Below are 22,486 nucleotides of genomic sequence, written 5' to 3' on the forward strand. Positions count from 1 at the left end.
TTATGTATAAAGGTTTATCTGTTTTAGGCTTCATCCCGGCCAGGGCCGGGTCGAAGGGTCTCCCCGGCAAGAATACCAAGCCGCTGGCGGGAAAGCCCCTTTTGCTCTATTCCGTCGAAGCCGGCCAAAAAAGCGGGGTGTTTGATTATCTTATGGTATCCACAGACGGCGAGGACATCGCCGCCGTTGCCCGGCAAGGGGGCGCCGAGGCGCCTTTTATCCGGCCCCCGGAGCTTGCCACGGATACCGCCAAGGTCGTTGACGCGCTGCACCATACGATGCGGTGGTTGGAGGACCAAGGCCGAAGATACGACTGCCTTGCGGTTTTGCAGCCGACGAGCCCTTTACGGGGGGCGGAAGACATCACCGGCGCGCTGGACCTTTTTGTGGAGCGCGGCGCCGACGCCGTGGTTTCCGTCTGCGAGACGGAACACCACCCCTGGTGGAGTAATACCCTACCCGACGACGGCTGCATGGAAGGTTTTCTGCGAAGCGACATATCGGTCAACCGGCAGGAACTGCCGAAATTCTACCGCCTTAACGGGAGCATATATCTGGCGCTCTGGGATTTCATCAGAGAACGCAGGTCATGGTTCGGACCGCGAACGTACGCCTACGTTATGCCGCGTCACCGTTCCGTGGATATAGACAATCCGCTTGATTTCTTTTTGGCGGAGGCGTTGATTACAGAAATGCGGGATGCGGAAATCTGAAAGAATAGCATGTAAATCGTAACTTGTTTTCGTGGGCACAGCCCACCCGACTGAGGACTGAGGACTTGACCTGTTATTTAGCCCTGATATTACTATTCTCTGTGAACTCTGTGCCTCTGTGGTGAAATATTTTGGTCCCGGCTTTTCCGGGTAAGGGGGATACTCGGTGAACAACTGGCTCGAGCAGGCTCTCAAGTACGAGAGCGAAAGCAACCTTCTTTTGAGCACGCAGTATTATACCCGGGCTTTGCAAGAAAATCCGGAAGATCAGGATGTTTTGTATTACGGCGGCTTATTCCTGTTTAAAATGGGGAAATATGACCAGGCGCTGGACCTGTTTGTCAAGTGCTATTCCTCTAAATCTTTAACAGAAGAATTAAAAGAAGAGCTATTAAGCCAATTATTAGCCGCCTATTACGAGCCGAATGCCGAAGGACTTAAGAAGACTTATGAAACTAATGTAAAAAATCTACTTGCCTACGAGTTCAATTATCTTAAGTCTTTCCCCTCTTTTGAAGACCTCCCTTTCATATGTATCCCGCGTAACGATTCCTCTTATTTCGTATTTGATAAGGCAACCAAGATATTTCTGAAGGTGTTGGATCTTCAAAACGAAAGCGACGAGTCAAGTACACTGGCTAAAGAGGAGTGTGTACTGGCAATTGATATCTACGAAAAAGAAAAACTGCTTGCAATCCACGAAAAAACCTTTAAGCCGGCGCTTAATGGAATCAAAATTCCCATATACCTCGTATGGACCGACCCTGTAACAATGCAAGTTTATTTGCAGCTTGAAGACTTCCGGCCGATTATCGAAAAGCAGAGGTTTGTTTTTTTCCCGGATTATCGCGAAGAGTCCGGCGTTGCTTCTTTTTTTAAGGACCACCAGAGCATGATTCCTAATAAGTGCATCGGCAGTATTGTTGAGGACGAGATTCGATCCTTTTTCAAAACGATAAAGGAAACGCGTGACAAGGATGTTGAAGAAAAACTCTCGCAGGTGTTGAAGCTTGCCGAAAGCTATGACGACCAGTATTACAAAGACTTATTTCTCAATCACAAAGGTGATCTGCGAATTCTGTTCATCACCTGCCGTTTTACTACTTTTCTTCAATATTCCACAAGGGATTGCATGTCTGCGAGCGTCAACCTGGGAATAAAATCCGATCTTTTAATTGAGAAATCAGACATTCAAAGGATCTTTGTCGGTAACTCATATGAAAAAATTTTGGATTTCAAGCCGAACATTATATTCATGCTGGATCATTTTAAGTGGGAGTTTGGAATTCCTGATAACCTTATGTGTATAACATGGGTGCAGGATCCGCTGCCTAACATTTTATCAAGGGATTCTGCTAAAAAGTTATCGGACAACGATCTTGTGTTAGTAGGAGCCCCCAAGCTTAAAGACCAGATGTTAGAACTGGGTTACCCGGAAGCGGACCTGTTTGACCAGATTATTCCCGTTAATTCACTTATTTTCGATAAAATTGAGCTCGTCGGAACGGAAAAGGCTCGTTACGCGTCCGACATCACCTATGTTTCGCACGTCGGCGATCCTAAATCATCCCTCGATGCCTTGGTCTCCGAATACATAACGCGAATAGAAGACGAAGATATCCGGCCGAAGTTCAAGGATTTCCTCTATTCAGCTTACGAATTAACTCGCAGAAGGATTGAGGGATCGGAACCGATTTTTACCGTTGAGGATTATAAGCATGTGCTTGCGGAAGCCTTGGAAGGTTGTGGGTTCCAGTTATACATAAGTGACGACTTCGCTTACGAATTCGGCTCTCGGGTAGGGAACCGGCTTCATAGAACCATTCCTCTGGTTTGGGTGGCGGAATGCGGTCACTCCCTCAAGATCTGGGGCAGGGAGTGGGTCAACAATTCGCAACTCAAGAAATTTGCTATGGGGACGGCTGCTCACGGGGAGGAATTGGCGAAGATATATTCATCGGCAAGAATCACCTTGGGGATTCAACCCTATGGAACAATGCATCAACGGGCGTTGGAAGCAATGGCTTGCGGTTCCTTATACATGTCAAGGCAACTTCCCGCAGAACATGATTACAACAGTATCGGCAACTACTTTATCGAGGGCGAGGACTTTGTTTCTTTCAGCAGTAAGGATGATTTGTTGGATAAGGTGCACTACTTCTTAGAAAATGAGCGTGAGAGAAAAAGGATTGCGGAAAACGGGAGAAAAAAAACCGTTCAGAACTATACGTATGACAAGGCCATTCAAAATTTGCTATCCGTTTTAAGAGACGTGCAAGGAGATTAAACTTAGAATGTCTTCTAACAAGTTACCTGTACAGACCGTTTTCATACTTAGTATTAGTAGCGACATTGGCCGGGCGCTGGCAGGGCGCTACCTCCGGGATGGTTGTACCGTCGTCGGAACGTATAGGAGAATAGATATTCTTGAAGACCTTATGGGCCAGCCGGGACTTTACCTATTTCCTTGCGACGTTAAAGATCCCGGTAGCGTAAAGTCAGTTATTGAAAAATACCATCGTTTGTCTCTTCCTTGGGGCATGTTTATTTCGTGTGTGGGGACTTTGGAGCCCATAGGGGACTTTTTTAGCACCGAGTTCGACGCGTGGGAGCGTTCAGTGATTATCAACTCTACAGCGCAACTCAGGGTTTTGCATGCCTTGTACCCATACCGCCGCAAGGGTCAGGTATCGCACGCCGTTTTTTTCGCCGGCGGGGGGACCAATAACCCTTTTCCGAACTACTCAGCGTATTGCGTTTCTAAAATAATGTTGATGAAGATGTGTGAGCTCCTGGACAATGAATGCTCAGATTTGAACGCTTTTATTGTAGGTCCGGGATGGACGAGAACAAAGATGCACAAGCAGACCATCAACAACGCGGAAAACGCAGGGATGAACTATAAAAGAACCCGCGAATTCATGGAGGCGGGGGGAAATAACGGCACTTCCATGGACGATATTTACGACTGCATTCAGTGGTTGGCAAAACAGGGCAAGACGATAGCGGGCGGCCGTAATTTTTCGGTAAGACATGACCACTGGCGAGGGGAAGAAGCTTACAATCTTACCCAAAGTTTAGTATCGGATCCCGATTTGTTTAAATTGAGGCGGTACCGGCATCCGTAGCAATATTAAATAGGAGGCAATTTGCGTGGATCGCTCAATAGCACACGAACCGGATACGACTTCAAAAAAAGACATCGACTATCGTACCGGGTTGGAGAAGTACTTCGAGTCAAGTGTGGGGACCATTACAGAAAAACTGGAGAATTTCCCGAAGTATGTGCAACAAAGCACTCTTAACAGGTTTTTGGCCAGATATGAGATATTTAAGCATACAATAGATATTCCAGGCGCGATAATTGAGTGCGGCGTGCTTTTCGGCGGGGGCCTGATGACCTTTGCGCACTTAAGCTCAATATTGGATCCGTGGGCGGTTTCCAGGAGGATTATAGGATTCGATACCTTCAGCGGTTTTAGGGACCTCTCCGAGGTGGACAAGGGACCGGGACGGTCTGTGCACGCCACCGAAGGAGGGTTCGGGGTAGATGCTTACGAGGACTTGCAGCACTGCATTAATATTTTTGACCGGCACAGGTTATTGGGGCACCTGCCCAAAGTTGAACTGGTTCGGGGCGATATCCGGGAGACGGTTCCAAAATACATCGAAGACAACCCCCATCTAGTGGTAAGCCTGCTATTTTTAGATGTAGATGTTTATGAACCGACCAAAGTGGCTATCGAGCATTTTCTGCCTCGTATGCCTAAAGGGGCGGTAGTCGCTTTTGATGAGCTGTACGCGCGGCATTGGCCCGGCGAGACAAAAGCTTTGGTTGATACGATCGGCATAAACGCTTTGAGACTTAAGCGTCCGTTTTTCAGCACGTGGATGTCCTATGCGGTTATTGAATAGAAGGGGAATTAATCTTGAATAATAATGTTTTGCGCAAGCGAATTATCGAGATGGTCTTTAAAGGCAGGGACGGCCATATCCCAAGCGCCCTGTCAATTATCGATATTCTTTCGGTGTTATATAGCGGCTATCTTAAGTTCGATCCACAAATCCCTGACTGGCCCGAGCGGGATTACTTTATTTTAAGCAAGGGGCATGGCTGCGTGGCACTCTATGTCTTGCTGGAGCACTATGGTTTTATTACACAGCACGACGTTGAGCTTTTTTGCAGGCCGGGCGGTATATTGGGCGCTCACCCTGATTGCACAAAAATTCCGGGCATTGAGGCCTCAACAGGGTCACTTGGCCACGGGTTCCCGTTAGCTGTCGGTGTGGCTCTCGGCCTGCGTATTCGTAACATGGACAACAAGGTCTACGTGCTTGTCGGTGACGGTGAATGCAACGAAGGTACGATTTGGGAAGCGGCATTGGTGGCGGCGAACCTTAAGCTGGGGAATTTATGCTGCATTATAGACAATAACGGCTCGGCGCTGCAGGTGCTTCCTGTCAGTCCTCTAAGGTCAAAATGGGAAGCGTTCGGCTGGAAAGCCTCCGAAATAGACGGGCATGACGAGAATCAAATTCGAGGGGCATTGGATAGTCAAAACTTCAGCCAATGGGGTATACCGAAGGCGATTGTGGCAAATACGGTAAAGGGAAAAGGGGTGCCGATGATGGAAGGGCACGGCCTATGGCATCATAGGATACCCAATAAGGATGAGTTCAAAACGATTATGGAGGTTCTGTCTTGACCGCGAAATCTATCCGGCAGCAATTCGCAGATACGATGCTTGAAGTCGGCCTTGAGGACCCCAACCTTGTGGTGCTGGTCGGGGATATAGGCCACTTTGCGTTACAACCTTTCGCCGCAGCCTGTCCAGGACGCTATTACAACATCGGGATTTGCGAGGCGACTATCATCAGCATGGCCGCCGGACTTGCAAAAACGGGATTCGTTCCGGTTGCCCACACCATTGCTCCGTTTTTTATTGAACGGGCGTTTGAGCAAATTAAACTGGATTTTTGTTATCAGCAATTAGGGGGGAATCTTGTAACGGTTGGGAGCGCTTTCGATTATCCATGCCTTGGCTGCACACATCACTGTTATAATGATTTCGCGTTGCTCAAGACCCTTCAGAGAACACAAATAGCATACCCCGCGACTCCGGCCGAATTCGATACAATTTTCCGGCAAAGTTACCGTTGCGATCAGTTAACCCTCTTTCGCATCCCGGCGCACCAACATGGGCAAGGCTTTGACGCAAGGGAGATTCAATTTGGTAAGGGTATCAAAGTTACGGATGGCTCAAACCTTACCATTGTAGCAACCGGGCCGCAATTGGATAACGCTGTGGCCGCGCGAGACGCGCTCAGCGAAATGGGTTGGGATGCCGAAATACTATACATCCACACCATTCGGCCCTTGGACAGCGGTTTGATCCGCTCCAGCGCGAGTAAGACGAGGCGTATCCTGGTAATTGAAGAACACATGCGGAGCGGGGGTCTGGGCGACGACGTGCTGCGTGCCACTATTGATATTCCGGATATTCGGTACTCTTTCATATCTATACCGGATAGTTTCGTAACTGAATATGGGTCATACGAAGATCATTGCGAACGGTTGGGTTTGACCCGGAATGGCATCCTTGACAAGGTAAGGTCCGACTTTGGAATACGGAAAGGCGGCGCACTTTTAGCAAAAAGCGGATCTTAATTGGATGAAAGGTTGGTTTGTCAAGGAGGATAAATCTTAGCAGTTGGGGGCACTAAGAATGGTCAAGAAGGTTCTTATCGTGATTCCGCCGCTTATTAACAGCGGCGAAGGAAACAGTTTTAGTCCGAAAACCCCTGTTTTTGAAAGATATCGTCTTGTTTCCCCCGTAGAACCTACCGTAGTAGCAGCGAATTTAATAAACCGCGGGTTTGAAGTTAAACTGTTCGATCTCGGTCTGTATACAGGTGACCGGTTTGACAGACTTACAGAAAGCCTCGCTATATTTAAACCCGACGCTCTCGTAATGGTCCAATCCGTCCTCACTTTTTCTACAGCCCAAGACTGGGACGGTATGCGTGTATTTGACTTAGCGCGCAATCACTGTCGGGAAATAGTAACGGTGTTGACTGGTTCTCACGCGACTAACTTTCCGGGTAAAGCCGTCTCTGAAGGAGTGTGTGATTTTTCGATTAAGGGTGAAGTCGATTTTGCTGTTGGTGAACTACTTTCGGCTGTTAACGTGCAGGGGGATTTATCTTCTCTCCCAGGCTTAGCTTATCGTCTTGAATCAGGCGAATTAAGCGTTTCGCAGGATTATCCTAAAGTTAACCTCGCGGATCTTCCTTTGCCCGCCTACCACTTGTTCGAAGGCGAAGATAGGGTTAGATATATGAAGGTGCTTGAGTTTGGGAAAATACGCTTTCCGGAGAAAAGTTGCTATTATCGAGACATTATGACTTCACGCGGATGTATCATGCGTTGTTCTTTTTGCTGTGTTACGCACATGCGCGGGAATACGCAAAAATACCGGCGCAAGCCTTTAGAAATGGTAGTCGCGGAAATTGAAGCGGCGCTTGAAGATGGTATAAAGGAGATTCATTTTTTCGACGATTTATTTGCCCGGGATGAAAGGCAAATACTTGAATTTACTAATGAAATCGTCCGCCGTAACCTGCGCTTTCAGTGGTTTGTCGCCCAAGGCATGCCGCTTTGGCCGCTAACCCGAAACGCGCTGGAAGCCATGAAAGAGGCCGGCATGTACCGGATCATTTGTCCTCTGGAGTCAGGCAATAACCGGGTTTTGAAGGAAGTAGCCGGTAAGGCGCTTTCATCGGTAGAGCACCATCACGATGTGTTATTATGGGCTCATTCTCTCGGCCTGGAAATCATAGGCCTGTTCGTAGTGGGTATGCCGGGCGAGGAGCGCCATGAAATACTGGATACGATAAAGTTTGCAGAAGAACATCCGGAAATAGATTACTCCGTTTTCTCGATTGCCACGCCGATGATCGGGACACGCTTAATTAAACAGGTTACACAACGTGGTTGGCTTGACGATACGGATAAAATCAACCGTATTATAAAGCGCACCGTATCGCTATACCATACGGAGGCGTTCAAGGAGTATGAACTGGGGGTGATACGGGCATTCGACTGGGATCGAATCAATTTTTCAACTCCGGAACGCCAGGCAAAATATGCCCGGATGGTCGGTATCACGTTCGAACAACTCCAGATTCAAAGGGAATACGCCCAGAGCACGTTTTACCGTTATTTCCCTGACTACGATGGTCCTCTGTCGTTTAAGGACCTCTACGATCAGCCCCAGCTATTTCAAGAGTGTACTCCCAAAATCCCGGGATAGTCTACTGATGTTATTGATTGTTGGTTCAAAAGGGTTAATCGGGTGGTATACGAAAGCATACTGGCAGGCTAACGGGGGAAAGGTTATCTGTACCTCGCACGGCCCCGGCGAGGACCTGCGTCTTGATCTGCGTGAGCCAGTCGGCAATTTTGCCACGCTGCTTCCCGGCGGCGTCACACACGCTTTAATCTGCAGCGGTATAACGGCAATCGACACTTGTTGTCGTGACCCCGAAACGACGCGCATTTTCAATGTTACTCATACCATAGAACTGCTTTCGGGCTTGCTCAAACATAGCATTACGCCAATCTTTTGCTCCAGCGATTTGGTTTTCAGGGGCGACAGGGGATATTACAGCGAGGAAGACGCGTGTTATCCCACCACAGAGTACGGCCGTCAAAAAAAGGCGGTTGAAGACTTTTTGCTTGGTCAAGACGATCCGTTCATAATCATCAGGATGAGCAAGTTATATAGTCTTGAAAAGGATGACTCTTCCCCTGTAGGGCAAATAATTAATTCCTTGCTTAAAGGTAATGCCATCCGCTGTGCCGATGATCAGGTTGTCTGTCCAACTTGCGTTGATGACATTTCCCGCGCTATCAAACTCTTAATTGATTCAAAAGCTACGGGAGTATACCACTTAGCTGCTCCGAAAGTGTATACCAGGTATACCCTCGGTTTGGCTATTGCGGAACCGATGGGGTTGAATCAATTGATTCTACACTGTTCTATCCGCGATTTTAATTTTGCTGACCCACGTCCCGCCAATAATTCATTAAATGTTTCAAAATTTTTATCAGGTTATGATTTCGAATTCTCAATACTCGAGTCTAATTTGCCGACAATACTCTATAAGCGATCCTATAGAGAGTGTGGGAGCTAATGGAAATTAACCTACTTGATCGTTATCCCCGATCTAAGAGGCCGATTGACGAGCGTGCCCAATTGATTACAGATGCGAACCGGGAAATAGCGCGGCAGTTCGGTAAGGAGTTTTTTGACGGCGACCGCCTCTACGGCTACGGTGGCTACAATTACCACGAACGTTTCTGGAAGGACACGGTCAGGAGGTTTCGCGACTACTACCAGCTTGCAGAAGATGCAAGCGTACTGGATGTGGGTTGCGCAAAGGGGTTTATGCTGTATGATTTCAAAGAACTCATGCCACGGCTTAATATAGCAGGGATAGATATATCCGGATACGCCCTCGACAACGCGATTGAAAGGGTCAAACCTTTCTTGCGAGTGGGAAACGCAAAGGCTTTACCTTATGAGGATAACTCTTTTGACTTGGTGGTTTCCATCACTACCATACATAACCTGCCATTATTGAAATGTAAGCAGGCACTGCGGGAGATTCAAAGGGTTTCCCGAGCCCATGCGTTTATTACCGTGGATGCATGGCGGACCGAAGAAGAGCGTGAGAGGTTACTGAAGTGGAACTTGACTGCCCTGACATACATGCACGTTGACGACTGGCGGAAGTTGTTCGGCGAGGTTGGATATACAGGGGACTATTATTGGTTTATTGCTGAGTAGTTGTAAGACGCTTCGACGACTCAATTCCGCATAGGGAGGATTTCTTTGGGGAAACGTCAAGCCGATTAAGAAATTGACGATGTATAAAATGGAGGTGGACATTGTGGCAGTATCCAACGCGTCAACTCCGGCAAAAATGATTTCCTCGGAGGACTTCGCCGCATTGCGTGAGACCTTCAGAAAAGAGGGACGCAAGATTGTACATTGCCACGGTGTATTCGACCTTCTTCACCCGGGGCATATCGCTCATCTTGAAGAAGCGAGATCGTTGGGGGATGTTCTGGTAGTCTCGGTAACTTCAGCTCCTTATGTAAACAAAGGTCCCGGGCGTCCCTGCTTTTCCGACGAATTACGGATGCACGCTTTAGCTGCGCTTGCTTGCGTTGACTATGTATTGCTTTCCAAATCTCCGACTGCCCTTGAGATTCTCGACATTGTCAAGCCTGATATTTTCGTAAAAGGCCAAGAATATGCCGATGCGGAGAAAGACATTACAGGGAACATCGATATAGAAATCAAAAAAATCAATTCCTTAGGCGGAGAGGTACGCTTTACCAATGGTATAGTGTTTAGTTCAACCCAACTGATAAACCAGAACTTCCCCGTTTTTCCTCCCGGCGCAAAGGTTTTCATTCAGGATTTTAGATCTCGCCATTCCTTCGATGATCTTCACCGACAGGTCGATGACATGAAGTCGTTACGTGTTCTTGTAATCGGGGATATCATTATCGACGAATATGTTTTCTGTCAGGTACAAGGTTTGATGTCAAAAGACAGGGCACTTTCGGCCCTTTATGAGCGGGAAGAACGTTATCTCGGCGGCGCCCTTGCTGTTGCCCGGCACGTATCCAGCTTTGCTAACAACGTTACCCTGTGCGGGATTGTGGGAAACGAACCTCATATTCACAGTCAGTTACTGAACGACATGAGCAGGGCAATGATACTTGACTTGCAGTTTGAAGATACCTACCAGACCGTGGTTAAAAGGCGGTTTATCGAACGTCGCGGTATCAGGGAGCAGTATGAAAAGTTATTCTCCATGAATTATCTGGATATGCGTTTCATCGAAAATAAGGTTGACCGCAGGCCTTATTACGAGAAGCTGCAACGACTTATCCCCAACCACGACCTTGTCCTTGTTGCGGACTACGGTCACGGCTTGCTGGATAAAAAGGCCATGGAAATCGTCCAATCTGAAGCCAGATTTCTTGCTTTAAACTGCCAGACAAATTCGTCTAATTATGGGACCAACCTTGTTACCAAATACCACCGGGCTGATGTGTTTACGCTCGACGAAATCGAACTTCGGTTGGCTTTTGCGTCCCGAGTGGGAAATGTGGACCATTTACTGGAACGGTTGATGCAGCATTTTCAGGGCCGTGTGGGTTGGCTTACCCTCGGGTCCTTGGGATCAGTGAGTATTGATCAGAATTTTAATATGGCCAGGACACCTGCCTTTACGTTAAACGTGCAGGATACCGTAGGGGCCGGGGATGCCTTCTTTGCTCTTGCCAGCATTTGTGCCTGCGCAGGGGTTGACATCGAGGTGGGATCTTTTTTAGGCAATATTGCGGGAGCCCTGGCAGCGAATGTGTTAGGAAATTCACGGCCTGTAAGTAAGCCGGATGTCCTCAAGTATGCCTCGACGCTTTTAAAATAATTTTCCCTCAGGCGAAAATTTTTTAAAAGTATTTGTAAGGAGACGAAACGGAATGTCGGACGATTTTAGAATTGATTCCCATAAGCTTATTTTTCATCCCGTTCGGGTATCCCAGTGGCTCCAGGGGGATGATATTTACCCAATTTACGTTGAAATTGCACCCTCAGGGAGCTGCAATCACCGATGTGTTTTCTGCGCTCTTGATTATCTGGAGTATAAGCCGGTTTTTCTGGACAAGGACCTGATTTTAACCAACCTAAGGGAGATGGCGGCGAAGGGAGTGAGAAGCGTTATGTTCGCCGGGGAAGGAGAACCCCTGATTAATAAAGACACGCCGGAGATAGTGAACAAAACCAGGGAAATAGGGGTCGATGTCGCCATGACTTCCAACGGGGTTTTGTTTTCGAAAGAAAAAGCGGCGGAGTGTCTAAGTTCGTTTACCTGGGTACGGTTCAGTGTTAACGCCGGGACACCCGAGACCTACCAGCGGGTTCACCGCTGTCGCCCGGGGGATTTCGAAAAAGTTATCTCAAATTTAAATAGCGCCGTTGAAATCAAACTAAGTAAAGGCATTAGTACCACCATAGGTGTTCAAATGCTGTTAATTCCCCAAAATTTCCAAGAGGTTTTGACGCTTGGGAGGATATTAAGGGAAATCGGCGTGGACTATTTTACTATAAAACCATATTCTCAGCATCCTAAAAGCACTAGTTTTATTAATTCAGCCTTTAACTACCAGGAGCACTTACACCTGGAAAGCCAACTGCGTGAATTGGAAACGAACACTTTTCACGTTATTTTCAGATCCAACACCATGAAGAAATTGAGACGGGCAAAATCATATAACCATTGCTTGGGGTTCCCCTTTTGGGCCTATATTGATGCACGTGCAAACGTGTGGGCATGCAGCACGTATTTAGGAGACGCTGATTTTTGCTACGGAAGCTTGAAGGAAATGAGTTTTTCGGGTATTTGGGAGGGGACGCAGCGTTCTAAGGTCCTGGCCAGGATCGCAAACATCGACGTCAGCAAGTGCCGCGAAGTATGCCGTCTGGACGAAATCAATATTTATCTGAACAACCTAAGGAATCCAAGCAGGCATGTGAATTTCATTTAACGGACCGGGGAGATAGATCAATGGATTTAGAAAAAGCGTATGAATTGTTCGAAAAACTTGTAGCGATTAGATTAGCCGAGGAGGCTATAGTCAAGGAATACCCTTCGCAGGAGATTAGGACCCCGGTGCACTTGTATATAGGGCAGGAAGCGGTCGCCGCCGGTGTCTCGATCTGCCTCAATGATAACGACTTTGTTGTTTCAAACCACCGTTCCCACGGCCATTGCTTGGCAAAGGGAATGGACTTAGCGGCATTTTTCAAGGAGTTGTACGGAAAACAGGGCGGCGTTTCAGGAGGGTGGGGCGGGTCAATGCACCTATGCGATATGAACCGGGGGATCGTAGGAACCTCGGCCATAGTTGCGGGAGGTATTCCCATTGCCGCAGGGATTGCGCTTAAGCAGAAAATAAGTAAGCAACCGGGAGTCACCGTGGTTTATTTCGGTGATGGTGCGGTGGATGAAGGGGTCTTCTGGGAAACCTTGAATTTCGCAGCTCTGAAGAAACTCCCAATCCTTTTCGTAATGGAGGATAATGGGTTTGCCTGCCAGACGCCATGGGGAGATAGGCACGCGTACGACGATATCAAACCCATCATTTGCGGGTTTAAGATTCCGGTTCTTGAGGTTGACGGCAACGACCCCGTTATGGTGACGGAAGTAAGTGGCGCCATTTTAGAAAGCATACGCAACGGACAAGGTCCGGCTTTTATTATCTGCAAGACCTTTAGGTGGATGGCACATGTCGGCCCTAACGACGATACCTCCACCGGTTATCGCTCTCCGGAAGAAGTGGATTATTGGAAGAAAAGGTGTCCTATCGAGAGGATGGCGACCTACCTTAACGAGATTGACCCCGAGTTTGCGCCATCGCGGGTGGAGGTTATCAAGGCCCGATGGGCGGCTGCAGTTGCCAGTTCTGTTGCAAGTGCCAAGGAGGCGCCATATGCCGTGGACTAAACTGGTAGCGGACCAGGCGAATGACCGGGACGTTTCCGGAAAGGCGATCGGGGAAAGAGTTCTCAGTTACAGAGAAGCGATAGCCGAAGCCATTGATCAAGCCATGCAACTTGATTCAAAGGTCATCGTCCTGGGGCAGGGCGTGGATAGGCCGGGATTTTCTTACGATACGACGGCAGGGTTAAGCGCGCGCTATGGCAACGAACGAGTCATCGAGACCCCGGTCGCCGAGGCCGCCATGACCGGGGTGACTTTGGGAGCCGCACTGGCCGGATTAAGGCCTCTATTGATACATATGCGCAGCGACTTCATGCTGGTGTCGATGGACCAAATAGTAAACCATATCGCTCACTGGCAGCGCTTGTTTGGTGGATCGGTACCTCTGGTCATAAGAACCATAATTGCTCGTGGGTGGGGTTCAGGTGCCCAGCACGCACAAAGCTTATACCATCTTTTTGCGGGGGTTGACGGTTTTAAGATAGTAATGCCTGCAACTCCTTACGACGTAAAAGGACTTTTCTTAAGCGCTGTCGCCTCGCCCGATCCGGTGCTTTTTTTTGAACACCGATGGTTGTATAACGATAAGGGATTCGTCCCGGGAAAACCTTACATGATTCCGTTGGAAAAGGCAGAATTACGCGCAGAGGGGGAAGACCTGACGGTGGTGGCCATGTCCATAACTAACAGATACGTGGCCACGGTGTCGGGCGATCTGGTAAGCGAAGGTATTACTGTAGATTGGATCGATTTGCGTAGTGTTAAGCCACTCGATATGGATATCATTTGTCGTTCCGTCTATAAAACAGGGAGGCTTTTGGTAGTTGAAAACGGACCGATAAGTCACGGTATCGGGGCGGAAATCGCCGCCCGTGTATCCGAAAACTGTTGGGATGCTCTCCGTGCGCCTGTTTTAAGGATCGGGTGGCCTGGGACAACGGTGCCTGCTGGTCCTAAGCTGGAAGAGATGTTCTATCCGGGTCCTGCCGAGGTTAAAAAGGCCGTAAAGAGACTGGTGGATCAAAAGATATCCAAGAAATTCTTCCGACACGCGTAAGCCGGATCTGTGGGTGATGATATGGAAACAGTAGCCGCAATTTTAGAAAAAACGGGACAACCGCTTGTTCTCGCGGAGCTGAAGATTCCCAAGCTGAAAACCGGGCAGGTGTTGGTTAAGGTAGTTTTTAGCGGCGTATGTCATACACAGGTTTTAGAGTGCCGGGGTTATCGCGGCGCGGATCGGTATCTCCCGCACTGTTTAGGCCATGAAGGAAGTGGTATCGTTCAAGACGTAGGTCCCGGCGTTGCAAAGGTCAAAAGCGGCGATAGGGTGGTCCTATCGTGGATAAAAGGCACCGGATCAGACGCGGGTGGAACTGTTTACAAGTGGGTTGACCGTAATGTCAATGCCGGACCCGTCACTACCTTCAGCCGTTATTCTATAGTTAGCGAAAACCGCCTGACGGTAATTCCCGGGGATATTCCAATGCGGGAGGCAGCATTACTGGGTTGCGCTATCCCTACAGGTATGGGGGCGGTCCTGAACACGGCCAGGCCGAGGCCGGGGCAAAGCATAGCCGTCTTTGGAACCGGCGGAGTAGGTCTTTGCGCTGTTGCAGGGGCAATCCTTGCGGGTTGTATGCCGGTCATTGCCGTTGACGTAAAACCGGATAAGCTTCTTCTCGCCAAGCAGATGGGTGCGACGTATTGTATCAACGCCGGTGAGGCAGACCCTTTGGAAGAAATAAATGGTGTTTGTCCGGACGGCCTTGATTTTGCCATCGAAGCGAGCGGTCGGCCCGAGGTAATGAAGCAGGCCTTTCAAAGCGTCCGCAGTCAAGGAGGTGTTGCCGTTATCGTTGGCAACGCGCGGCACGGAGAGCGGCTTGAGCTCGATCCGAGGCAATTCAACCTTGGCAAGCGGCTTTTCGGTACGTGGGGAGGAGACTGCCGACCGGAGCGGGATTTTCCGAATTATTGCAGACTTCTCGGTTCCGGGAAGCTCAGTATTCAGTCGCTGCTTTCTGATGTCTATCCCTTAGATCAAATCAACAAAGCAATTGATGATTTAGAGGCAGGTAAGGTTGTGCGTCCGCTTATCGACATGGAGGGGTTTTAAGTTAAGAACGTTTTTTTCGAGGGAGTTACCTCGCGCGGAGCGCACCGTGATGAATAAAAATGAGGACCCTTAAGCTGGTCACTTAGAAGCAGTAGCGTAACACGGGCGAAACGCTGTGAGAAGTGATGCAGCAATGCATTGCTTATCACGGCGCCCTGTGAAAGAAGTACTATTTTCGAAGGAGGAAGTCATGGGCCAAAGCATAACAATTGCAGTCCTTGGGGCCAACTCTTTTTCAGGCCAGGATTTCGTTGACTTGTTGCTTGACAATCCCTGGTACAAGGTGATTGGTATAAGCCGGTCACCGGAGCGTTCAGGGTTGTTTTTAAAGTATAAACAACGGCATGACTTATCACGCTACCGATATTTTGAGATCGATATGAACCAAGCTATGCCCGCCCTTTTAGAACTTCTTGATGCAGAGCGTCCGGAATACATTGTAAATTTTGCTGCTCAGAGTGAAGTGGCACCCAGTTGGGAGCACCCTGAGCAATGGTTTCAAACTAATTGTGTAGCATTGGCGCGACTGATCAATCACCTGAGACGGCGTGAGTACCTGAGACGGTATCTGCATGTGTCCTCACCGGAGGTATACGGTTCGTGTTTCGGTAAGGTACATGAAGATGCGCAAATAAACCCGAGCACTCCTTATGCGGCGTCTAAAGCTGCGGCGGACATGCTCCTATCAACCTACGCCAAACAGTTTAGATTCCCTGTCGTAACGGTACGCTCAACAAACGTTTATGGCGCTAGGCAACAGTTGCACAAGATCATCCCGCGCTCTGTGATTTACATGAAACTTGGGAAGAAGATCGAACTGCATGGTGGTGGGGTATCCGTAAAATCCTACATTCATATTAGAGACGTTTCCCGTGGGGAATTGGCGATTTTGGAGCGCGGTCGGTTAGGGCAGGTTTATCATCTCTCACCGGAGAACGGGGTTGAAGTGCGCGAAATGGTGCGAATAATTGCGAAGCGGTTGGGGTACCGGTTTCAGGATGTCACCACTCTGGTGGACGAGCGCCCTGGACAGGATGCAGCGTATGTGATTGATTCCACCCGAGCCCGCACCGATTTTGGATGGACACCACAGGTTAACCTGGAAGACGGGTTATCCGAAGTAATAACCTGGGTTGAAGATAATTGGCGGGAGATTCAAGAGCAACCGTTGGAATACCAACACCGGACATAGCTTTGCGGTAAATAGCATATCCGGTGTAACTTTGAAAATTAATCAAAAAAAAGAAGCAGGTAGAAGTTAATGAAAACGATTGTTACAGGAGGGGCCGGATTTATCGGCTCGCACCTGGTGGACAGGCTGCTGAGTGAAGGGCATGAGGTAACGGTTCTAGACAACTTCAGTACCGGGCGTCCGGAAAACCTGGCGCACCAGCGAGCCGAGAAGCGCTTAAAGGTTGTTGAAGCCGATGTAGCCGATCCGGTCAAAATCCTACCTATTTTTAAAGCGGTAGACTGGGTGTTTCACCTTGCCGCCCTAGCGGATATTACACCGTCAATACAGTATCCGGATAAGTATTTCCATGCCAACGTGGACGGAACGTTTGCGGTTTTGGAAGCCGCCCGACAATCTGTGGTCAAGCGCCTTGTTTACTCCACGTCTTATTACGGCATTCCTGATAAGTACCCGATGCCTGAAACTGCGGAGATCAGGTCGGAGTACCCGTATGTTTTGACAAAATACCTCGGCGACTTCTGAAATGAAAAAGGAAATGCCCCCACAATTCAGTGAGGGCGTGTCTAACCAATGTGTTCTTACATTTATCCCGAGTTATTAATAACTGTCAATATTCTTTAACCTCAAAAGAACAAATCTTATCGAAAATGATATTGTCCTTCCGACTTGTGAACGGGCCTAAGTTGTAGTTCTTTGAGATGGTATAGCGCATCGGACCAGTGCCATTTGCGCGGTTATCAAACCAACTAGTGAATGAGTTAAGTTCTGAGGCGGTAAGGTCATATTCCTTTTCAGTACCATCGGCCATTTTTATTACCAACAAAGCTTTGTTTCCTCCGGTTGCTTGTGGTGTAGCAGAGGCTTCGCTGGAGTTGCCGCTTTCCCCGCCGGCATTAACGGCTGAAACCACATAGTAGTAAGTGGTTCCATTGGTGACGCCGGTATCAGTATAGGTGGTCGAAGTAACGCTTTCGGCTATTGTGGTGTACGGTCCCCCTGATGTTGTTGATCTCTTAACGTTATAGGTGTCGGCGCCTGATACTGTATCCCAAGAAAGGTCAACCTGAGCGTCACCTGCCGTCGCAGTAAGACCTGTCGGGGCGGAAGGAGCGGAAACGGCAGAAGCGTATTCGGATGTCGGCGGGGTGAAGTTGGCTGTCCAACGGGCTATGCCTTTAGAGACTCTCAATTCATCAATGCAACCTACCAAGGGGTAACCTCCCCCAACTCTTGCACCAATAATAAGTAGATTGTTTCCGACGCCTACAGTTCCAGTAGACGACATAGACGCTTGACTTACACCGTCAATATAAATTCTCCAATCACTCCCATTACGAACCACTGCAACATGTTTCCATGAACCGACTTGTAAAACCGACCCCGTCCAAAAGTAAACCGCTCCACCATCACAATAAAATCTTATTTGATCATTGTATTGAAACACACTCCATCCCGGACCAGTTTGGCCTTCAAGTTTCTCGATTATTATACGAGATCCTCCCGATACCGTTTCAGGACGAAACCAGAAATCAATTGTGAAGTTTCCGTTGCTAAAATCGAAGTCGGGATGATTAGCCTCCGTCAAATAATCTCCATCACCATCTAACTTTAGCGAACCGCTGCCCAACTTATATATTGTAGTGTCAACAGTTGCATTACCGTACGCGGTCCACGTTTTCCCTGACTCATCCGCTGTAGCACTACTGTTATAGTGCATCAAGGAGACGGTATAACTATCGTCAACCGCCGCTTGGGCTTGTTCGTCATGATGCCCATACAAGAGCACACCCACCGCACACATAATGCACAATACCACCGCAGAGTACTTGACTTTTGTTTTCCAGGTAGTCATTTGTTCCCTCCTTTTCAAATAATACAAAAATAACAGAAAAAAAACCAGTTTTGCATTGCAAATGCCATTTATCACCTCCTTATTGAAAATAAATTATAATTTAACAAACGAGTAAATCAAAAACATAGATTAGCAAATTAGGGGCTTGGTGGGAATACGCATAAACTTCCTCCCTCGTAAATGATGAATGATGAATGGGTGCCGCTGAATACGGCATGCCAATACGAGGAGAAATAAGAAGAAGTATCGGAAACGGGATCTTTGCGCGCGATCGGCGATATACTCGGTTTTATTGACGATAAAAAAATGCACTATAAGCGTTTCGTAAGCAACGCAGAAAGAGAGGATTTGAGCCCGCGCATTATGTATGGTATAATCTTGCAAAAAGGTTCCAGACACAGACAGAATAGCTTTTTTGTGGTTAGAGGGGGATATCTCTGTGGAAGAAGTGCTTACTACCGTAGTCGATAAGATAGTGAAGACAATAGACCCCGACAAAATAATTCTTTTTGGGTCCAGAAGCGAAGGGCGGCAAGGACCGGACAGTGATTATGATCTTTTGGTGCTAAAGCGAGGAATATGAAATCGCCGCGCTTTGACCCATCAGATTTATAGAATCCTGGTGGATGTTCCTGCTGCTGTAGATATACTTGTAGATACGCCGGACAATATGGAAAGGTACAGGCATTTACGAGGGTTTGTATTTGCTGAGGCGGCAAAAGGGCGGGTGGTTTATGAGCGACATATTATGGTTCCTGTGGTTGAAAAGAGCAAGAAGTAACCTCGCAAGGGCGGAACTTGGCAGGCAAACACCGGATATTCTCTACGAAGACTTATGAGGAAAAATAAGCGTTGTTTACACGGAAGAAGAGGCAAGAGCAATGAAACACGAATACGCGAACTGCTCCTTCTGCGGCGGTTCCGTGGAAGAGTAGCCTGTAAACGTTGACTACCGGACGAAGGCAGGCTTGGTGATTATTGAAAACGTGCCCGCCGGGGTATGTCGCCAGTGCGGCGAGCAGTATTATTCGGCTAAAGTCGCAAAGGTTATGGAGAGGCTGGCGCATATGGAAACCTTGACATCGAAGGTGGTAACAGTTCCCGTGCGTGAGTTCTCAGAGAGCGCCGCCGTCTGATTCTGCCTTGAAAAATGTTCTACGTGCGACGTTCTGCGTTCTACGTTGGTAGCGGGGGCCGGAAATACAGATCGACCGGATGCCGGAAACGCCGCGCTTATCCGGCCTACTACTATTGTGGCAATCTTATGCGGTCCATTTCAACGAAAATCCATTTCAATCCGAGTCTATCCGTGTCCATCCGTGGCTAATGGTTCCCGCTCGTCCGGGTTAGGTTTTTTACTTCCCAATATCCCGCCTTCTTTGAGCCTTTTCGCTCAATCAAGCCCTTTTCTCTTAATTCCTTGATTATCCGTTCAATAGTTCTCGACTTCACCCCAAGCTGTTCTGCAACTTCCTTTTCTGTAATTCTGGGGTGGTTCCTGATAATGCCCAGCACGCTTTCTTGGGTACCTTTTAAACCGTTTAATCCGACATTTATTCCGTCATTTAATCCGACATTTAACGGTTTATTTTGAATAGTATCTTTACTGTTGATTTTATCTTTATTAAACTCCGGTCTTTGGAACACCACCACGAAGCCCGATTTTAATATCTTAAACTCAACCTTAACGTCATTTTCCTTACAAAGGTTGTAAATCCTTTTCAGCCCTGAGCCCCAGCTTTCAATATCCTTTGAAAAATATAGAATCTGAGCAATCAGCGTATTTCGCAGGATAGAACGTTCTTCGCCCTTGATAAAATCTTCCGGAGTGTAACCTTCGGGAAAATCGCCGGGATTATAAACCTCAACGCGGTCTTTAAATATAGCAACCTCATTACTCTTCTTTATCCTGTAATCCCGATGGGCAAATGAATTGACAATCGCCTCACGGATGGCCTCCATAGGTATTTCAGGAATTTCCTCCCGTTGCATCTTGCCGAATTTTACCCGCCACTTGATCATATTCTTGATATACAACTCAGCGGTATCAATCAGTTTGAAAATGTTACCGCTCTCGCGCTTAATATCGATGAAGGTCAACCTTTCAACGCCGGCAAAAATCGCCATTTGAAGGTCAATCGCCCCGCTGCCGAAAAGCGCATTTGCCGCATTAGTGATCAAGTTTCCCGACATCAGCTTTAACTTATTCAGAATCTCCCCCTTGTTGGTAAACGGAAAATCAATTCTTCCGGCGGTGTTGGCCCGTTCAATGTAAACCATTAATAGCTTCTCATCTATCTCATCCAGGGAATATGGATTTTTTTCAGGTGTTTCCGCATCCCATGGTATAGCATTTTGAGCTTTGGCAAGGATAATCCTTTGCAGTTCCTTGGAGGTTAACTGCCTATCCTCGTCGGCTACACGCAGGTACGCTCTGCCATAAGCGAAATACGGCGTTTCGTTCCCCTCAAACTTCACCCGAATGCAGGACTTGTTGTCTATCTTGACGGCAGTAATCTCAGGATAAATTTTAGGTTCTATATGATCTGCAATGGAGCGGCTGATATCACGCAGGGTCTTATCCGAGACTTCCTGCCCAACAGGTGTGCCGTCATTTTTAATGCCGAAATATAGTTCTCCGGCGCCGTGCTTGTTGAGGATGGCTGCTATGCTGATGACGGCTTCCTTCAACTCGGATGTAGATTTCTTCATTTCTATGAATTCAGTTTCTTCAAAAAATTTCAAGGCGGAACCTCCATGCTACCCTATGGTGAAACAATTATATCCTGTTGACAGGCTGTTTTCAATCTGCGAAATGGATTATTTTGGGTGGTTAAGAACAACGAAAAGTTTGACGATGAATGAAAGAGGCGATTAGAAAGCGGGATGAAGGTATGAAGACGATTGTTACCGGCGGGGCCGGGTTTATCGGTTCGCACCTGGTGGACAGGCTGCTGGCCGACGGGCACGAGGTTACGGTTCTGGACAACTTCAGCACCGGTCGTCCGGAAAACCTGGCGCATCAACGGTCTGAGAGACGTTTAAAGGTTGTTGAGGCTGATGTCGCTGACCTGGCGAAAATCCTGCCTTTTTTTGAAGCGGCGGACTGGGTGTTTCACCTTGCCGCCCTGGCGGACATAGTGCCGTCGATTCAGTCACCGGAAAAATACTTTCACGCCAACGTGGACGGGACGTTTGCGGTCCTGGAAGCCGCCCGGCAGGCGGGGGTCAAGCGCCTTGTTTACGCCGCTTCCTCGTCGTGTTACGGCATTCCCGATAATTACCCCACGCCCGAAACCGCGGAGATCAGGCCGGAATACCCGTACGCTTTGACGAAATACCTCGGCGAGCAGTTGGTGATGCACTGGGGGAAGGTTTTCAAGCTGCCGGTAGTTTCGCTGCGTTTTTTCAACGTCTACGGGCCGCGGTCGCGCACTTCCGGGACATACGGCGCGGTTTTCGGCGTCTTTCTGGCGCAAAAGCTCGCGGGTAAGCCGTTCACGGTGGTGGGTGACGGGACGCAGACCCGCGATTTTACCTATGTTACGGATGTTGCGGACGCTTTTGTTACCGCGGCGGGATCCGGGATAACGAACGAGATCTTCAATGTCGGCAGCGGTAACACTTACTCTGTCAATCGTCTGGTGGAGCTTCTGGGAGGCGAAACGACCCGTATCCCAAAGCGTCCGGGGGAGCCGGACTGTACGTTCGCGGACGTTTTAAAAATTAAGAAACGCCTGGGATGGCAGCCACGGGTTTCTTTTGAAGAGGGAGTAGCGCTGGTGCTTAAAAACATAGACTACTGGCGGTCGGCGCCGGTGTGGACCCCGGAGAGCATCGCGGAGGCTACGCAGGACTGGTTTAAGTATCTGGGTGCGAGAACATGAGTATTTAGAATGTCAAGAAAAATCAACCACGGAGACACAGAGCACACGGAGGAAAAAGACTGTAATAGGTATTCATTTTTATAATTAACTCTTGGTATTTCCGTCCTCTGTGAACTCTGTGCCTCTGTGGTAAAA

At 48.3% G+C, this 22,486-nt stretch carries 19 protein-coding genes and 2 pseudogenes; 19 read left to right on the forward strand and 2 right to left on the reverse strand.

The genetic code is table 11. The annotated features are described in order from the left end of the window. The first annotated feature begins 2 nt into the window (after window positions 1–2). The 16 genes and pseudogenes from AB1500_00395 to AB1500_00470 all read left to right on the forward strand — a co-directional run bounded on the left by AB1500_00395 (window position 3) and on the right by AB1500_00470 (window position 17,128). Window positions 3–713 carry an acylneuraminate cytidylyltransferase family protein gene (locus AB1500_00395; GenBank protein ID MEW6181626.1) on the forward strand — a complete coding sequence of 237 codons (711 nt, stop codon included), beginning with the start codon at window positions 3–5 and terminating at the stop codon, window positions 711–713. A 166-nt stretch (window positions 714–879) separates the two neighbouring features. Further along, entirely contained in the window at window positions 880–3,000 is a 2,121-nt protein-coding gene (locus AB1500_00400) for a glycosyltransferase (protein MEW6181627.1), read from the forward strand. 7 nt (window positions 3,001–3,007) lie between these two features. After that, window positions 3,008–3,841, forward strand: coding sequence for an SDR family oxidoreductase (locus tag AB1500_00405; protein MEW6181628.1), 834 nt, complete (start codon window positions 3,008–3,010; stop codon window positions 3,839–3,841). Between the two features lie 25 nt (window positions 3,842–3,866). Then, window positions 3,867–4,628: a TylF/MycF/NovP-related O-methyltransferase gene (locus AB1500_00410; GenBank protein ID MEW6181629.1), complete on the forward strand. Its 762-nt coding sequence runs from the start codon at window positions 3,867–3,869 to the stop codon at window positions 4,626–4,628. 14 nt (window positions 4,629–4,642) lie between these two features. Continuing rightward, window positions 4,643–5,419 carry a transketolase gene (locus tag AB1500_00415; GenBank protein ID MEW6181630.1) on the forward strand — a complete coding sequence of 259 codons (777 nt, stop codon included), beginning with the start codon at window positions 4,643–4,645 and terminating at the stop codon, window positions 5,417–5,419. After that, window positions 5,416–6,381 (forward strand): transketolase C-terminal domain-containing protein, encoded by a 966-nt coding sequence (locus AB1500_00420; GenBank protein ID MEW6181631.1) that lies wholly within the window; start codon window positions 5,416–5,418, stop codon window positions 6,379–6,381. Before AB1500_00415 ends, AB1500_00420 begins: the two co-directional genes overlap by 4 nt. Before the next feature lie 79 nt (window positions 6,382–6,460). After that, window positions 6,461–8,026, forward strand: a complete 1,566-nt coding sequence (locus AB1500_00425) for a radical SAM protein (GenBank protein MEW6181632.1) — start codon at window positions 6,461–6,463, stop codon at window positions 8,024–8,026. 7 nt (window positions 8,027–8,033) lie between these two features. After that, window positions 8,034–8,909: a sugar nucleotide-binding protein gene (locus AB1500_00430; GenBank protein MEW6181633.1), complete on the forward strand. Its 876-nt coding sequence runs from the start codon at window positions 8,034–8,036 to the stop codon at window positions 8,907–8,909. Beyond that, window positions 8,909–9,565, forward strand: coding sequence for a class I SAM-dependent methyltransferase (locus AB1500_00435; GenBank protein ID MEW6181634.1), 657 nt, complete (start codon window positions 8,909–8,911; stop codon window positions 9,563–9,565). Before AB1500_00430 ends, AB1500_00435 begins: the two co-directional genes overlap by 1 nt. Before the next feature lie 103 nt (window positions 9,566–9,668). After that, entirely contained in the window at window positions 9,669–11,225 is a 1,557-nt protein-coding gene (locus AB1500_00440; protein MEW6181635.1) for a PfkB family carbohydrate kinase, read from the forward strand. A 52-nt stretch (window positions 11,226–11,277) separates the two neighbouring features. After that, a complete protein-coding gene (locus AB1500_00445; protein ID MEW6181636.1) occupies window positions 11,278–12,342 on the forward strand; it encodes a radical SAM protein in 1,065 nt (354 codons plus the stop codon). A gap of 20 nt (window positions 12,343–12,362) precedes the next feature. Next, on the forward strand, window positions 12,363–13,301 hold the full coding sequence (locus AB1500_00450; protein MEW6181637.1) for a thiamine pyrophosphate-dependent dehydrogenase E1 component subunit alpha: 939 nt from the start codon (window positions 12,363–12,365) through the stop codon (window positions 13,299–13,301). Next, window positions 13,288–14,355, forward strand: a complete 1,068-nt coding sequence (locus AB1500_00455) for a transketolase C-terminal domain-containing protein (GenBank protein MEW6181638.1) — start codon at window positions 13,288–13,290, stop codon at window positions 14,353–14,355. Before AB1500_00450 ends, AB1500_00455 begins: the two co-directional genes overlap by 14 nt. Before the next feature lie 21 nt (window positions 14,356–14,376). Further along, window positions 14,377–15,417: a zinc-binding dehydrogenase gene (locus tag AB1500_00460; protein MEW6181639.1), complete on the forward strand. Its 1,041-nt coding sequence runs from the start codon at window positions 14,377–14,379 to the stop codon at window positions 15,415–15,417. 190 nt (window positions 15,418–15,607) lie between these two features. Then, window positions 15,608–16,609 carry a GDP-mannose 4,6-dehydratase gene (locus AB1500_00465; GenBank protein ID MEW6181640.1) on the forward strand — a complete coding sequence of 334 codons (1,002 nt, stop codon included), beginning with the start codon at window positions 15,608–15,610 and terminating at the stop codon, window positions 16,607–16,609. Window positions 16,610–16,678: 69 nt separating this feature from the next. Then, window positions 16,679–17,128 (forward strand): annotated as a pseudogene (locus AB1500_00470) (NAD-dependent epimerase/dehydratase family protein). 91 nt (window positions 17,129–17,219) lie between these two features. On the opposite strand, the gene AB1500_00475 reads toward AB1500_00470, so the two are convergent. After that, window positions 17,220–18,464, reverse strand: a complete 1,245-nt coding sequence (locus tag AB1500_00475) for a LamG-like jellyroll fold domain-containing protein (protein ID MEW6181641.1) — start codon at window positions 18,462–18,464, stop codon at window positions 17,220–17,222. A gap of 475 nt (window positions 18,465–18,939) precedes the next feature. Between AB1500_00475 and AB1500_00480 the strand changes: the two genes are divergently transcribed. Then, on the forward strand, window positions 18,940–19,047 hold the full coding sequence (locus AB1500_00480; GenBank protein MEW6181642.1) for a nucleotidyltransferase domain-containing protein: 108 nt from the start codon (window positions 18,940–18,942) through the stop codon (window positions 19,045–19,047). A 373-nt stretch (window positions 19,048–19,420) separates the two neighbouring features. Further along, window positions 19,421–19,600, forward strand: a pseudogene (locus AB1500_00485) (YgiT-type zinc finger protein). 187 nt (window positions 19,601–19,787) lie between these two features. Here the strand turns inward: AB1500_00485 and AB1500_00490 are convergent. After that, window positions 19,788–21,209, reverse strand: a complete 1,422-nt coding sequence (locus AB1500_00490; GenBank protein ID MEW6181643.1) for an RNA-binding domain-containing protein — start codon at window positions 21,207–21,209, stop codon at window positions 19,788–19,790. A 149-nt stretch (window positions 21,210–21,358) separates the two neighbouring features. On the opposite strand from AB1500_00490, the gene AB1500_00495 reads away from it, so the two are divergent. Continuing rightward, window positions 21,359–22,351, forward strand: a complete 993-nt coding sequence (locus AB1500_00495; protein MEW6181644.1) for an SDR family oxidoreductase — start codon at window positions 21,359–21,361, stop codon at window positions 22,349–22,351. Window positions 22,352–22,486 lie beyond the last annotated feature (135 nt).

It is taken from the genome of Bacillota bacterium, from assembly GCA_040755295.1.
Classification (GTDB): Bacteria; Bacillota; Desulfotomaculia; order Desulfotomaculales; family Ammonificaceae; genus SURF-55.

Coding starts and splice junctions, on each gene's coding strand:
- AB1500_00395 (MEW6181626.1), top strand. CDS start 3: ATGTATAAAGGTTTATCTGTTTTAGGCTTCATCCCGGCCAGGGCCGGG.
- AB1500_00405 (MEW6181628.1), top strand. CDS start 3,008: ATGTCTTCTAACAAGTTACCTGTACAGACCGTTTTCATACTTAGTATT.
- AB1500_00430 (MEW6181633.1), top strand. CDS start 8,034: ATGTTATTGATTGTTGGTTCAAAAGGGTTAATCGGGTGGTATACGAAA.
- AB1500_00435 (MEW6181634.1), top strand. CDS start 8,909: ATGGAAATTAACCTACTTGATCGTTATCCCCGATCTAAGAGGCCGATT.
- AB1500_00445 (MEW6181636.1), top strand. CDS start 11,278: ATGTCGGACGATTTTAGAATTGATTCCCATAAGCTTATTTTTCATCCC.
- AB1500_00450 (MEW6181637.1), top strand. CDS start 12,363: ATGGATTTAGAAAAAGCGTATGAATTGTTCGAAAAACTTGTAGCGATT.
- AB1500_00455 (MEW6181638.1), top strand. CDS start 13,288: ATGCCGTGGACTAAACTGGTAGCGGACCAGGCGAATGACCGGGACGTT.
- AB1500_00460 (MEW6181639.1), top strand. CDS start 14,377: ATGGAAACAGTAGCCGCAATTTTAGAAAAAACGGGACAACCGCTTGTT.
- AB1500_00465 (MEW6181640.1), top strand. CDS start 15,608: ATGGGCCAAAGCATAACAATTGCAGTCCTTGGGGCCAACTCTTTTTCA.
- AB1500_00475 (MEW6181641.1), bottom strand. CDS start 18,464: ATGACTACCTGGAAAACAAAAGTCAAGTACTCTGCGGTGGTATTGTGC.
- AB1500_00495 (MEW6181644.1), top strand. CDS start 21,359: ATGAAGACGATTGTTACCGGCGGGGCCGGGTTTATCGGTTCGCACCTG.